The organism is Atopobium minutum 10063974, from assembly GCF_000364325.1.
Classification (GTDB): Bacteria; Actinomycetota; Coriobacteriia; order Coriobacteriales; family Atopobiaceae; genus Atopobium; species Atopobium minutum.
On the sequence record NZ_KB822533.1, the window covers coordinates 77,739 to 90,350 of the forward strand.

At 48.7% G+C, this 12,612-nt stretch carries 15 protein-coding genes and 1 tRNA gene; 1 reads left to right on the forward strand and 15 read right to left on the reverse strand.

The window, feature by feature from the left end; all coding sequences use genetic code 11:
- Window positions 1–31: 31 nt before the first annotated feature.
- A complete protein-coding gene (locus HMPREF1091_RS00335) occupies window positions 32–967 on the forward strand; it encodes a pseudouridine-5'-phosphate glycosidase (protein ID WP_002562837.1) in 936 nt (311 codons plus the stop codon).
- Window positions 968–1,157: 190 nt separating this feature from the next.
- On the opposite strand, the gene deoC is transcribed toward HMPREF1091_RS00335, so the two are convergent.
- The 15 genes from deoC to HMPREF1091_RS00410 all read right to left on the reverse strand — a co-directional run bounded on the left by deoC (window position 1,158) and on the right by HMPREF1091_RS00410 (window position 12,576).
- A complete protein-coding gene (gene deoC / locus HMPREF1091_RS00340; RefSeq protein ID WP_002562838.1) occupies window positions 1,158–1,799 on the reverse strand; it encodes a deoxyribose-phosphate aldolase in 642 nt (213 codons plus the stop codon).
- 51 nt (window positions 1,800–1,850) lie between these two features.
- The gene (locus tag HMPREF1091_RS00345) at window positions 1,851–2,327 is read right to left on the reverse strand and encodes a PTS sugar transporter subunit IIA (RefSeq protein WP_002562839.1); all 477 of its coding nucleotides are present in this window, start codon (window positions 2,325–2,327) and stop codon (window positions 1,851–1,853) included.
- Window positions 2,328–2,337: 10 nt separating this feature from the next.
- On the reverse strand, window positions 2,338–3,225 hold the full coding sequence (locus HMPREF1091_RS00350) for a class II fructose-bisphosphate aldolase (RefSeq protein ID WP_002562840.1): 888 nt from the start codon (window positions 3,223–3,225) through the stop codon (window positions 2,338–2,340).
- Between the two features lie 29 nt (window positions 3,226–3,254).
- On the reverse strand, window positions 3,255–3,926 hold the full coding sequence (locus tag HMPREF1091_RS00355; protein ID WP_002562841.1) for a class II aldolase/adducin family protein: 672 nt from the start codon (window positions 3,924–3,926) through the stop codon (window positions 3,255–3,257).
- Between the two features lie 4 nt (window positions 3,927–3,930).
- A complete protein-coding gene (locus tag HMPREF1091_RS00360; protein ID WP_002562842.1) occupies window positions 3,931–4,434 on the reverse strand; it encodes a hypothetical protein in 504 nt (167 codons plus the stop codon).
- A gap of 88 nt (window positions 4,435–4,522) precedes the next feature.
- The gene (locus HMPREF1091_RS00365; RefSeq protein ID WP_002562843.1) at window positions 4,523–5,917 is read right to left on the reverse strand and encodes a PTS galactitol transporter subunit IIC; all 1,395 of its coding nucleotides are present in this window, start codon (window positions 5,915–5,917) and stop codon (window positions 4,523–4,525) included.
- Between the two features lie 31 nt (window positions 5,918–5,948).
- Window positions 5,949–6,245, reverse strand: a complete 297-nt coding sequence (locus tag HMPREF1091_RS00370) for a PTS sugar transporter subunit IIB (protein ID WP_002562844.1) — start codon at window positions 6,243–6,245, stop codon at window positions 5,949–5,951.
- A gap of 30 nt (window positions 6,246–6,275) precedes the next feature.
- Window positions 6,276–6,797 carry a YjbQ family protein gene (locus HMPREF1091_RS00375; protein ID WP_002562845.1) on the reverse strand — a complete coding sequence of 174 codons (522 nt, stop codon included), beginning with the start codon at window positions 6,795–6,797 and terminating at the stop codon, window positions 6,276–6,278.
- Window positions 6,797–7,504 (reverse strand): triose-phosphate isomerase, encoded by a 708-nt coding sequence (locus tag HMPREF1091_RS00380; protein ID WP_002562846.1) that lies wholly within the window; start codon window positions 7,502–7,504, stop codon window positions 6,797–6,799. The genes HMPREF1091_RS00375 and HMPREF1091_RS00380 overlap by 1 nt, the downstream gene beginning before the upstream one ends.
- Window positions 7,505–7,644: 140 nt before the next feature.
- Complete coding sequence (locus HMPREF1091_RS00385) at window positions 7,645–8,403, reverse strand: GntR family transcriptional regulator (RefSeq protein ID WP_002562847.1); 759 nt, start codon at window positions 8,401–8,403, stop codon at window positions 7,645–7,647.
- A gap of 74 nt (window positions 8,404–8,477) precedes the next feature.
- Window positions 8,478–8,562 (reverse strand) — tRNA-Leu (locus HMPREF1091_RS00390).
- 30 nt (window positions 8,563–8,592) lie between these two features.
- Window positions 8,593–9,630, reverse strand: a complete 1,038-nt coding sequence (locus tag HMPREF1091_RS00395) for a Ppx/GppA phosphatase family protein (RefSeq protein WP_002562848.1) — start codon at window positions 9,628–9,630, stop codon at window positions 8,593–8,595.
- A gap of 95 nt (window positions 9,631–9,725) precedes the next feature.
- Complete coding sequence (locus HMPREF1091_RS00400) at window positions 9,726–10,430, reverse strand: septum formation initiator family protein (RefSeq protein ID WP_021736149.1); 705 nt, start codon at window positions 10,428–10,430, stop codon at window positions 9,726–9,728.
- A gap of 167 nt (window positions 10,431–10,597) precedes the next feature.
- On the reverse strand, window positions 10,598–11,521 hold the full coding sequence (gene mazG / locus HMPREF1091_RS00405; RefSeq protein WP_002562850.1) for a nucleoside triphosphate pyrophosphohydrolase: 924 nt from the start codon (window positions 11,519–11,521) through the stop codon (window positions 10,598–10,600).
- A 14-nt stretch (window positions 11,522–11,535) separates the two neighbouring features.
- Window positions 11,536–12,576, reverse strand: a complete 1,041-nt coding sequence (locus HMPREF1091_RS00410) for a Gfo/Idh/MocA family protein (RefSeq protein ID WP_002562851.1) — start codon at window positions 12,574–12,576, stop codon at window positions 11,536–11,538.
- Window positions 12,577–12,612 lie beyond the last annotated feature (36 nt).

The following is a 12,612-nucleotide window of genomic DNA, read 5'->3' on the forward strand; positions in this document are numbered from 1 at the left end:
TCATCATGGGGCCCATGGAAAGGAACTGGTTATGAACGCAGAATCTTTAAAGAAGCATTTGGTCGTATCCCCCGAAGTACAAGATGCCCTGGACAATAACAAGCCTGTAGTTGCTCTGGAGTCCACCATCATTTCTCACGGTATGCCCTATCCCAAAAATGTAGAAACCGCCCTGCAGGTAGAACAGATTATTCGCGATAATGGCGCAGTGCCCGCAACCATTGCCATTATCGAAGGCAAGCTGCGTGCCGGCCTTTCTGCAGATGAGATAGATTACTTGGGTAAGAAAGGCCTTGAGGTTACCAAGGCAAGCCGTCGTGATATCCCTGTTTTGGTTGAGCGAGGTGCAGACGGCGCAACTACCGTTGCTGCAACCATGATTGTTGCCAATCTGGCTGGTATTTCTGTGTTTGCAACCGGTGGCATTGGCGGCGTACATCGCGGCGCAGAAACCACCATGGACATCTCTGCTGACCTTGAAGAGCTGGCACAGACTCCTGTTATGGTTATCTGTGCAGGCGCTAAATCAATTTTGGACCTTGGCCTTACCCGTGAGTACCTTGAGACCAAGGGCGTCACAGTCTTTGGATACCAAACTGACGAACTGCCCGCTTTCTATACCCGCAGCAGTGGCTTTAGCGTAGACTACCGCGTAGACACCCCTGCTGAGTTGGCGCGCATTTTCCACACCAAGTCTGAACTGGGCCTGGGCGGCGGCATGTTGGTTACCAACCCCATCCCTGAGCAGTACTCCATGGATGCGGATTCCATTAACGCAACCATAGAAGCAGCTCTTGTAGAGATGGACGAGAAGGGCATTGCCGGCAAGAAGATTACACCTTTCTTGCTTGATAAGATCCAAAAGCTCACGGGCGGTGCCAGCCTGGAGGCCAACATTCAGTTGGTATTTAATAACGTTGCCTTGGGTGCTCAGGTTGCTTCTCAGCTAAGCGAGCAACACGCGTAGGCAGCACGCGTAATACAGTGGGCATACGGAGGTCAACCCCGTGCCTTTCTAGGTACTGTAAATATAGCTAGAGTAAGACCCGTGCAGCTAAACTGCACGGGTCTTGTTGTAGTGCTTGGTGTGTTGTTTGGCCTTGATGTAGGCTGACTTTGCGTAGTGCAGCTTTTGCGTGATACGGCTCTTGTGCAGCCTAACCCTCCACAATGGCAATGGAGGCGCTTACACCCAAACGATCAGCACCAGCCTCAATCATAGCCTCTGCCTCTGCACGGTTGTGGATACCACCAGCAGCCTTGACCTTGCACTTATCGCCAACAGTTTTACGCATCAATGCAACATCAGCCAGAGTTGCACCACCCGTGCTAAAGCCGGTAGAGGTCTTTACAAAGGCAGCACCTGCAGCAACGCAGTCCTCACAAGCACGAACCTTCTGCTCATCTGTAAGCAGGCAGCACTCAAGGATGACCTTTACGGGGTGACCATCAGCAGCCTCTACAACAGACTTAATGTCGTTGATAACATACTCATCATCACCGTCAATGAGCTTACCTACGTTAATAACCATATCAATCTCGGCGGTACCATCTGCTACTGCCTGCTTAACCTCGGCAACTTTGCCGGCAGTATTGGCAGCACCGAGCGGAAAACCAATACAGCTGGTAACGCCTACACCGGAGCCCTCAAGGCGCTTAGCCGCAAAAGCGGTCCAACAGGTGTTGATGGAAACCGTAGCAAAGTGATACTTCATTGCCTCATCACACAACTTGGCAAGGTCTGCCTCGGTAGCATTTTGCTTAAGATTGGTGTGATCGATGTAGGAAGTAAGTTCCATGAGTGCTCCTTTTCAACGCTTTGTTTAGTGTATGAATATAACAGCGTATCACTAATTGGCGTGTCGTTTAAAGCAATCAACCATTCCTTCAGCAGTCGTTTGAGACAGAATGTCCGCCACCGCGTTATCATCCATAAACATGCCCATCATGGCCTGCAGCACTTCTACCTGGCCTTCTGCGTGTTTGAGAAGTCCCAAATTAACAATGAGCTTTGTATCAATGGGATGATCTACCATGCCGGCCATTGGCTCAAAACTAATAGAGGTCTTGGGCTTGATGATTGCAATGTAAGGCTTAATGATGTGCTGAGGATCTACATGGGGAATTGCTACGGGGAGGTTTTCAAATAGCAGGCCCGTAGCATAGGTGCGCTCGCGCTCTGTAATGGCAGCACACCAGCTGTCCTTTACATAGCCCTTCTCCATCATAATCTGAGAAAACTTTTGGAAGAAATCTACGTAATCAGTAGCCTCAAAATCAAAAAAGACCAGTTCAGGGGTATAAAGTGATGTGTCAATAGAACTCATACATGCCTCCTTAGGCAAGGGGTTGTGCACCATTAGCAAAAACGTTTACTACATCGGTAAAGTCATCCACAAGGCGCTCATAGGCTACCGTGGTCATATCATGCCAATAGACAATGGCGTCACTATTGTGAGACGTACGCTCTGCAACCAGTGAACGAACAGCTTCAGCTGCAAATTTTACGCCATAGGTGTAGTAGTTGATCTTACGAATACCTGCATCAATAGCCTTATGGTAATCCTCATTGGACACCCCTGAGCCACCATGCATAACCAAGGGTGTACGCACGCGCTTACGAATATCTGTAAGTACATCAAAATTAAGATGAGGCTCACCCTTATAAATTCCGTGAACGGTACCAAACGAGCATGCCAAAATATCCAAACCTGTGCTGTTGATAAACGCTTCTGCTTGTGCTGGGTTGGTATATACCGCACCGGATTCCTCTGCAGTACCTCCCTCATCACGAGAGCCAGCCTCACGAGAACCCATGGATCCTAGCTCACATTCCAAACCCGCATCAAAGGAAGCGCACATTTCCGCTGCGCGCTGCGAGTTGGCAACATTTTCTTCATATGGAGTATATGAACCATCAAACATAGCGCCCGTAAAGCCCATTTCCAAAGCACGGCGCATATACGAAAGCTGCTCGCAATGATCCAAATGTACGCAGATAAGGGCACTGGAACGCTCTGCAAGCGCAACCATAGCAGGCCCGATAGCATCAAGAGGAGCAAAAGGTTCATGGCCTTGTGCATGGGACAGAATAACGGGATACCCGGTTTTCTCGGCAGCATCAATGGCAGCGCGAACTGCCTCAAGGCTTGGCGTGTTAAAAGAGGCGATTGCCATGTTGTTTTGTTCGGCAATGGCACAAATGTCACGAAGATTTACCAGCATTATTTCTCCTTTATGCAAAAGGTTGGGGACTATTTCTTATGGGCATCCTGCTCGTTTAAGGTGTGCTGTCCGTACCTATGGAACACAGCAACCGCTTCATCAATTTGCTCTTGAGTCATTTCAGCCATAGGGAGACCAGTTGAAAGTGCAACAGAAACGGTTTTTGCAGCCTCCTCTAGATACACGCATGAAAAGAGTGCTTGACGCAGATCTCTACCGACGGCAATAACCCCATGGTGTTTGAGCACAACGGCAAGCCTATCTCCAATTGCCTTTACTGCTTCAACACCCATGGAAAGACTTCCTGGATCACCATACTGGGCTACATGACAAGTTCCCTCTACAGCATTTGCCATCGTAGACAGATTGCAGGGAATCTCATCCATAACAAGGCCTAATCCCGTTGCATAGGGCTGATGCGTGTGAATTACTGCGTTAACCTGAGGCATCTTTTTATAAATGTAAAGAAGTGCTTCCGTATCGACAGAAGCTTTACGGGTGCCCTCAACAATATTGCCGTCTATGTCTACAACAAGAACATCTTCAAAGGTCATATCGTCATAAATCATGCCAGAGGGGGTAACTAAAACAAGGCCATTGGACATGCGGGCACTTACATTACCGCCAGAAAGCGCGACAAGACCATACCGATCTAGCTTAAGGGCAGCATCTAGGATTTCTTGTTTTTCCTTTTCAAACATTTTGCTACTTCCTTTTTTTATTCTTGATATATTCCGAATTTACGCGACGAGCACGGGACTTTAATGAGTCTGGATTTATCTTATAATCCAGTTCATTTATCTGAGCAAAAAGCTCTTTGCCATCAGAAAATACCTTTGTCGGAACCCAATATCTACCTTTAAAAATAGTGTGATTGTTCACACGAATATACGTTTTTCCAGAACTCGGAAATGGACGAACTAAAAAGGTAGAAAGCTCATCGATCTTATAGCTGTGTACTCTATTGAAGCCAGCAAAAGATATTTCTGAATCGCTCAGAGTAACGATCTCAGGATTAGAAAGTGAAATAAAGGTATTCCAAACTTGGTAAAAAGCGATGATAGCAATAAAAACCAATAGTCCTGGAGGAAGTATTGGATAAAAGAGTGCTAAAGCAAGGCAGATAATCATTACTGCGATGCACACTACTCCTACTAGCACGACTTCAATAAAGTAGAACGGTGCCTCATATGTATACTTCTTTTCCAATGTTCCTCCTAATAAAATCGGAGCCCCTCAATGAATGATGAGCTCCGATTTTTACAACACTGTTACGAATAGCTCCAATATTTCAGAGCTATTCCTGCTCAGTGGATGCATGAAGCTCAGCAGCTTCTTTGATAATCCTTGCACGATTCCAAACGGCAAGAGCAAGCGCGCCTGCTGCAACAACAACAAGACCAATACCGTTTGCAAAAGAGCCAATGCGAACAATAAGCCAAGTAAGTGGATTAGCGCCATCACAAATGGAAGAAATTGCTGCAGCTCCACCCATATCAAACTGTACATTTGCAGCAGCTTGAGTGATAAGTGGGGAAAGATCGGTAGCAATATACAGGCCAATGATCAGAACGATAACACCAATAAGAATGCCACGGAAACCATTATTGCGTACAACTGGAGTAATAAGTACGAACATCCAAGGAATTACTGCCAAGTCAGCAAAAGGAAGTACTTTGTTACCAGGCAAAACTACTGCCAAGAAGATGCAAAGAGGTACTAATACAAATGAAATTGCCAATGTAACGGGATGTCCAACACCAACAGCAGAGTCAAGGCCAATATAGATCTTGCCACGATTTTGGAAACGAGACTCTACAAAGCTAGAGGCTGCATCAGAAATAGGCAGTAAGCCTTCCATGAGAAGAGCTGCCATCTTTGGAATAAGAACCAATACTGCACCAAGAGACACACCAAGGGAAAGAACCGCAATAATAGACTCTTGAACATTTGCAGGATTCCAGTAAGCAAGGCAACCAATAACGATACCAATTACCGTACCAAGAAGAATAGGCTCGCCAAAGACACCAAACTTCTTTTGAAGTGTATCGGTATTGATATTAATATCCTTCACGCCAGGGATCTTATCGAATACCCAGTTAAAAGCCATAGCAATGGGAGCATAAGCAGTAGTAAAACCATGGGGCAAAGAGACACCAGGCATGCCTAACGATTCCTCTACCAAAGGAGCCGTGTAGTCGCCGAGCACCATAATAATGATCATGTTTAGGATTGCAGCGATAATACCAAAGGCAATGTTATTGGTAACAATAGCAAGCAGTGCTCCGGTAAAAGCAAAGTGCCAATAGTCCCAAATATCAACATCAACCGTTTGAGTGGTATTGGTAAGCAGCATAACAATGTTAATCACAAGACCCAAAGGAATAATGATAATACCAACGGTGGAACCCATTGCAATTGCTGCTGCCGCAGGCCAACCTACATCGACCACAGTCAAAGAAAGACCAAAACGACTTACCATTGCCTGTACTGCAGGAGAAAGTGTAGTTCCCAACAAGCTGTTAATGACAAGGTTTAAACCAATGAAACCTACGCCAACAGTAAGACCAGCACGCAAAGATTTACCAAATCCTGCACCCAAGATACAACCAAGTATCGTGAGTACAATTGGCATCATTACAGAGACGCCAAGTTTTGAAATAAATTGGAAGAACCCAATTACAACTTCCATGTCTTTTCCTTCCTAGATCAATGGGATTATCTTATTCTTCCATTAGCTTAAGAATTTGTTGATCTGTAGCCTCTGTACCGCGACCCATTAAATAAGGAACGCCGTTAACGTAAGGGCAATGCAGTTCGGTAGGAGCGATAGATGTCGCAACGATAAAGTCATAATTCCTAGATTTTTCTGGAGCAGAGGCAAGCGGCACCTGAGTAATCTCATATTGACCTTTATAGCCATGCTCATCGAGAAGGGCTTCTACCTTCTTGCGCGCAATCGTAGAAGTAACAATTCCGGAACCACAAGAAAGCAAAATATGCTTCATTTTTCCTGCCATTGTTCAAACCTTTCTAATAGATGACTTTGCCTATTCGCCCATTACAATAACGCGAATCTTGCGGGTGCGCTCACGCGTGCGGTCGTAATCTACAAAGAAGATGGAAGCAAGGCCGTTCATCTGCAGTGCACCATTCTCTACTTCAAATACGCATGAACCACCTAATAGCGTAGCACGCAGATGCGCGTCCCCGTTCCAAAGCATGGTACGATCTCCATCAGGAAGATAGCTTGCTGCAGAAGGCCAGCTTTCCACTTCCTCAAAGTGTTTCTCGCCAGGATAGCGATAGGTAGACCAATCCTTTTGCTCAGGAAAGATCTTCTGCAGACCGTCGTTAAGATCAGCCTGCAAAAACAGGTCGCCTGCACCCGTGCGATCATGATCAAACTCATCCGAGAAAAGCGCACAGGTTGTGTGGCAAGAAATGACCGTAACGGTTCCCTCTTTGATGTCAGACTCTTGAACCAGGGCATCTACCTGCTTAGTTATGTCAACGTAGGTAGGCTTGCCGGACTCAGTCTCTACCGTTACCAGACCCTTATAGACACTCATTAGTTGTTCTCCTTTGCAAGATCAGTGCGCGCACGATCCAAAGCTGCAAACATTTCTTCCAGTGTTGCAAAGGGGTCCTCTGCTGCAACAATGCCAGAAGTGCCGCCCGTAGCGTCGCCACCATACATGATGGCGTCGTATACATCTTGACCCGTAGAAATACCTGCGGCCTGCAGCACCATCGTATGAGGGGAAATTTCCTTTACCGCCTGGGTAGAGCTGCGCATATAGTCCTCATCCGCAATCTGACCCGTGCCAATAAGACTGGTAAGCTCGCAAGTCATAATGTCGGGATGGAGCTGTGCAATAGCACGTGCCTCCTCTACAGAGTCTGCGCAGACACAGGTGAGAATACCTACTTCATTGGCACGGGCAATAGTTGCTGCCAGCTCATGAAGGGTCAGGGGATTTTCTGCATGGTTAAGGAAGCATGCCTTAACTCCTGCGGCAGCCAAGGCTTCTGGCAAAACGTGACCCATACCACGACCAGGCTTTAAAGACTCCATGGTCTGTGCGCAAGGGATCAGGTGAGGACACTGCTCAATAATCCAAGGCAGGTCAATAAGCTGAGCCGTAAACAAAGACTGAAAGCCATAACGCTCACACAACTCGTCAGTCTTTTTTGCAAGCTTGCGGATCTCTTCTCCGTACAAGTAGGACTTAGGATTTACTACAAAGAACGGACGTTGCAGAACTGCTTTTTCCATTTGGCACTCCCTTGCAAAAGCGTATGGGTACACGGTCACGGTTACAGGTCACTAACTTGTATATACTTTCATGAACAAGTTTATGCACAAAACGTGAATAGTGCAAGAAGAATTTGTCATTGTATTGGTTATTAGGTTGATTAACGCTCCTGAGTGGCTATTCCCACTATCTCCTGCCCAGCCTTAAACCAGGTATAGCTCCACTCCACGGGTGTATCGTCATCAAGCAAAATGGTTTGTTCCAAGAGTAAAACGGGCGCTGTTGCATCTACCCCCAGATAGCTACCGTGCTCATCCCCGGCCACACGAGCCACATAGCGCATGTGAGACGTCTTAACGTTTCTGCCAGAACACTCCTGCACCGCATCAAAGGCTGATTCACTCGTAAAATCAACCGTATCAAGACCGGGGCATTCTTTCAGTGGATAAAATCCTTCTTGGCACATGATGGGTTCATCTGCCACCAAGCGTATGCGACGTATAAACATAACGGGACTGTCAACTGGAATATGTAACTGAGTAGCTACTTGAAGTGTGGCATTGAGCAACTGTTTGTCCTGGACAACGGTAACAAACTGCTTGCCCTGTTGGCTGAGCGACTGTGCAAATGAAATTGGCCTCTCACCCGCGGGATGAGAGATAGCATGGTCCTCTACAAAGGTGCCACTTCCGTGAATAGACTTGAGCAAACCCTCTTCTATCAAGGCGCTCAATGCTTTGCGCACGGTGCCGCGTGAGATACCATAGCGTTTTACCAGGGTATTCTCTGAAGGAATGCGCTGCCCCGGGACCCACTCACGCTTATAGATTTTCTCGCGAAGAGCACTGGCTAGTTGCAAATGCAAAGCAGGCTTAGAGGCGGTCTTATTATTTTTTGAACCATACGAAGAGCTTGGCATAGCGCATCAAACCTGTTATCCCTGATAAACCGAGTAAGTTCTCGTACACGTGTGATGGATGCCCAGAGAAAAGCTGGTAGGGGCGGCGGGACTCGAACCCGCAAGCCTTTCGGCCAGGGATTTTAAATCCCCTGCGTCTGCCAATTCCACCACGCCCCCACACAGGTACTGCACTATCCTACCTCAGATTTAGCACAGATGCGAGACTTGGATTTCCCAATCTTCAAAACTCTGCACACCGCATTGAGCGGCATACGCCGCCTGCGCTAAACCATACAGCAAATCATGTTCGCTCACCTGCATACAGGAAGCATCTGCCGCGCAAAGCAAGGCCTGCACCGCAATGGCACCACCTAAAATAACACCCGCACGAGCGGGCTGTAGCCCTACCACCTGTGCTCGCTGCTCTGTGGTCATACTGCCGAGAAGTTCGGTGAGCTCAGCTACGTTTTGCGTAGTAATGCGAGAGAGGTGCACAACAGAAGCATCGTAGGGTTGTAGCTTTTTGTCCATTGCCACAAGTGACGTAGCTGTTCCTCCCACCGCAACAATTGGCAGAGCTGTGTTGTACTGACCGGCGCTGTGCAGCGCAGCGTTGCGCAGTGCAGCAGGCATATGCTTGGTAAATAGCTGGCTGCAGTAGTCAAATGCCTGCTTGCGCGCTACTGCCGTTGGCGGGTTGGATGCAAGCAAAAACATATCCGTAATGCGGCGTGCGCCAATGGGAAGGGAAATAACATCCTCTAATTCCAACTTGCCTGATGCCTGTAGGCTACCAACTGCCAGCTCTGTTGATCCACCGCCACTGTCACACACTACAAGACGTCTACCGATAAAGTCTGATGCTACGCCCATAAACGTAAGACGCGCTTCTATTGAACCCGGAATAATATGCGGCACTAGACCTTGCTCCTGAAGGCCCTTGAGCAAGAGCGCACTGTTTGTTGCTTCCCGTGCAGCGCTGGTAAGCGTGCACACAACGGTGCGTGCACCCCACGCACGCGCCTCATCTATAAAGCTAGCACTTGCAGTCAGTACCCTATTGATAGCTGCATCAGACAAAAATCCTGACTCTGCCAGGCCTTCTCCTAAGTCACATATGCGAGACTCTTTTTGAATTGCGTGCAGTGTTTTATCAAAAGAATTAAACTCTGCTTTAGCTAAACGTGAGGTAACTGTCCCAATATCTATACATGCGATTTTAGAATATTTTTCTACCCTAGACATATTGGCCGCTCCTAAAAGCTTGTTGCTCGCTTATGAGAACATGTGTCGTTAGCATGCCTTGGATTATCGTTACCGGCTCTAGATTTGACTCTGGCTTATCGCTCGCTTACCTTGGGTGGCTGATAAAAGAAAACGGTATCGAACACCTTGATATACCACGGATCATCCGTAGAAACACCATCCAAAGAGTTCTTAGATGCATCAGCCTTGGCCTCGGCGCTGTCGTCCGTCATGCCGTTGATGGTTACCGACGTTTCCCCCTGCTCTACATACCCGCGCTTACGAGCCTCATCCTCGATGCCTTCTTTAGACTGGAGACGCGTAACGTTGTCTTGCAGCGCAGCGTTGTCCTCTTGGAGCTTTTGTAGCTGCTTGGTGTACAGCTCCGCATCCCGATGAGCAGAATACCAGGCACGCACCGGAGCATACAAAGAAATAATCACCAGCAATATGGCGCCTAGGACCACAAGCACACCACGGTGGTTTCCCAGTTTAGACCGCCATACAGCAAGCTGTTGCAGCTTAGTGGAAGGCTTTTCTTGCCTGCGAACAGCTCGTTTTTCCGCATGAATACGTCCGCCATCAGAGGAGACTTTTGCCCTCTCTTGAGTCATCCTATCCTGAGGCGCCTTATTTTGGACCGTCTTATTTTGTAATGATTTTGCTGTCTTTGTGGGCTGAGAAGTCCTTCCGGCTCCAGAGCGCTGAGCCGTACTGCCCGTTTTGCTTGACCGAGCAGCCCGCGTAGTCTTCCCACCCTTTTGAGCTTTGAAAGAAATTGTATCGTCAGCTGATGCCATGGTTTAGTTCATTTCTGCTGTGTTTGTGGCGTGCAACCTACCTCGCGCAAAGGCATGTTGTGTGGTGTGCCTTTAGTTATATCAAACCCACTCACCTCAGGCAGCGGTGTCAACGCAACAATCGCAATATTCGCAAGCCTGAAGAGTGTTTCTATAAGATATACCAACTAATCCGTGGACCCAGCGTTTGCATCCGTAGCTCCAGCGTCCGCATCCGCAAGCCCAGCATCCATAGCTCCAGCAGTGCTCGCCGCCTCAGCAGCCTTAGCCGCATCCCACAAAGCCTCAAGCTCATCTGCGGAGTAGCTCTCCATCTCGCGAGAAGAGCTGTGGGCCTGCATCTCCATCTGTGCCCAACGTGCGCGAAACTTGCGATTAGCCCGACGCAGTGCTTCTTCTGCGTCAATGCCTTCTTTACGCGCCACGTTTACCAGCGCAAACAAAAGGTCACCAAACTCCATAAGCGCCTCTGGCGTCCCGGGCTTCTCGGCCAGAAACTCCCTGCGCTCCTCGTCTACCTTATCCCACACATCCTGGGTAGACTCCCACTCAAAGCCAAGCTGAGCCGCGCGCTTAGAAATCTTTTGAGCCTGCATAAGCGCAGGTAGTGACACCGGTATGCTATCGAGAAGCCCCGCGGATGCCGCATCATCGTTGCTGCTGCGCTCGGTCTTCTTGACTGAGTCCCAAATCTGAAGCACCTCATCCGCATCCGACGCATCCAACTCACCAAACACGTGCGGATGACGGCGCACGAGCTTCTCATTGAGCTCATGACACACCTCATCGAGGGTAAACTCATCGGCATCGTCTGCAATCTGTGCATGCAACAATACCTGCATGAGCACATCTCCCAGCTCTTCTTGCAGGTGAGGAAGGTCGTTTGCCTCTATGGCATCCACAGCCTCAAAGGCCTCTTCTATCATGTTTTTTGCAATGGACTGGTGCGTTTGAACCTTATCCCAAGGGCAACCATCCTCCTGGCGAAGGCGCCAAATTGTCCGTGCAAGTCGATCAAATTCCGGATGGGTGCCGGGCGCCCCAGCACGAAGCAAAGATTGTGCATCAGCAGCATCGGTGGCATGGCTCATGGTATTTCTCACCCCTATTTCTCGCTCGGGAAGCGGAAGCTCCACGCGTAGCGGGAATCTGTCATAAGCTTCATTACATCGCGTGACCAGGTGTTAATGCGGGCAGTATCCGCATCGCCCGCAACGGCAGCTTCCATATCTGCCACCACATAGTTAAGCGCCAGTGCACGCTTTCCCACCGTGATGGTCTCCACCTCATTTTGTGGCCAGCTACGGAAGGTGGCGGTGTCCGCACGAGGATATTCCATACCTTCCAAATAGCCTTTGTCGGTAGCAATTACATAACGCTTTGGCTGCTTGGCCTGCAGCGTAAGAGTAATCACGCCCAGCTGGCCTTCTGCATTGCGCATGGCTATAGCACACTCGTCATCCACGCCGGTTGGAGCGGAATTTTCTAGCGAGACAAGCTGTGTGGGAGTACTTAAAAAGAAGGTGCGCACCAATGAAAAGGCGTACACCCCAATATCGAGCATGGCCCCACCGCCCAGCTGAGGATTAAAGAAGCGGGATTGTGCATCAAACTCATGGAATGAACCAAAGTTAACCTGCGCCAAATGTACGCGACCAAAGTCTCCCGCCTCTAAACGGCGGCGCAGCTCCTTGTACAGCGGCATGTGCAAAATGGTGCATGAATCCATGAGCACCAGGCCTTTATCGGCAGCAAGAGCTTGCAGCTCATCAAGCTCAGCAGTGTTAATTGTGATGGCCTTCTCGCACAAAACATGCTTGCCAGCCATAAGCGCTAAACGGATATAGTCTGCATGCGTAGTATGAGGCGTTGCAATGTACACCACATCAATGGCTGGATCTGCCATGACCTCATCCACTGAGGTATACGTACGCTCAATATCGTAGCGTTGCGCAAACGCTTGAACCTTGGCAGGCGTGCGGCTAAACGCGCCAGTAAAACAGCGTCCCGTCTGCGCCAAAGCTTCCGCCATCTCATGGGCGATAAGTCCGCAGCCCAGCGTAGCCCAACGCAGCTGAGGAGCACGATTAAGCGAAGCAAGATCTTCAGAAGATATTTCTATATGCTTGGTACGCTGTGGATTCATGGTTTTCTATACCCTTCTAAGCATGAGCAGCGGGCG

Coding starts and splice junctions, on each gene's coding strand:
- HMPREF1091_RS00335 (WP_002562837.1), top strand. CDS start 32: ATGAACGCAGAATCTTTAAAGAAGCATTTGGTCGTATCCCCCGAAGTA.
- deoC (WP_002562838.1), bottom strand. CDS start 1,799: ATGGAACTTACTTCCTACATCGATCACACCAATCTTAAGCAAAATGCT.
- HMPREF1091_RS00345 (WP_002562839.1), bottom strand. CDS start 2,327: ATGAGTTCTATTGACACATCACTTTATACCCCTGAACTGGTCTTTTTT.
- HMPREF1091_RS00350 (WP_002562840.1), bottom strand. CDS start 3,225: ATGCTGGTAAATCTTCGTGACATTTGTGCCATTGCCGAACAAAACAAC.
- HMPREF1091_RS00355 (WP_002562841.1), bottom strand. CDS start 3,926: ATGTTTGAAAAGGAAAAACAAGAAATCCTAGATGCTGCCCTTAAGCTA.
- HMPREF1091_RS00365 (WP_002562843.1), bottom strand. CDS start 5,917: ATGGAAGTTGTAATTGGGTTCTTCCAATTTATTTCAAAACTTGGCGTC.
- HMPREF1091_RS00370 (WP_002562844.1), bottom strand. CDS start 6,245: ATGGCAGGAAAAATGAAGCATATTTTGCTTTCTTGTGGTTCCGGAATT.
- HMPREF1091_RS00375 (WP_002562845.1), bottom strand. CDS start 6,797: ATGAGTGTCTATAAGGGTCTGGTAACGGTAGAGACTGAGTCCGGCAAG.
- HMPREF1091_RS00380 (WP_002562846.1), bottom strand. CDS start 7,504: ATGGAAAAAGCAGTTCTGCAACGTCCGTTCTTTGTAGTAAATCCTAAG.
- HMPREF1091_RS00385 (WP_002562847.1), bottom strand. CDS start 8,403: ATGCCAAGCTCTTCGTATGGTTCAAAAAATAATAAGACCGCCTCTAAG.
- HMPREF1091_RS00395 (WP_002562848.1), bottom strand. CDS start 9,630: ATGTCTAGGGTAGAAAAATATTCTAAAATCGCATGTATAGATATTGGG.
- HMPREF1091_RS00400 (WP_021736149.1), bottom strand. CDS start 10,430: ATGGCATCAGCTGACGATACAATTTCTTTCAAAGCTCAAAAGGGTGGG.
- mazG (WP_002562850.1), bottom strand. CDS start 11,521: ATGAGCCATGCCACCGATGCTGCTGATGCACAATCTTTGCTTCGTGCT.
- HMPREF1091_RS00410 (WP_002562851.1), bottom strand. CDS start 12,576: ATGAATCCACAGCGTACCAAGCATATAGAAATATCTTCTGAAGATCTT.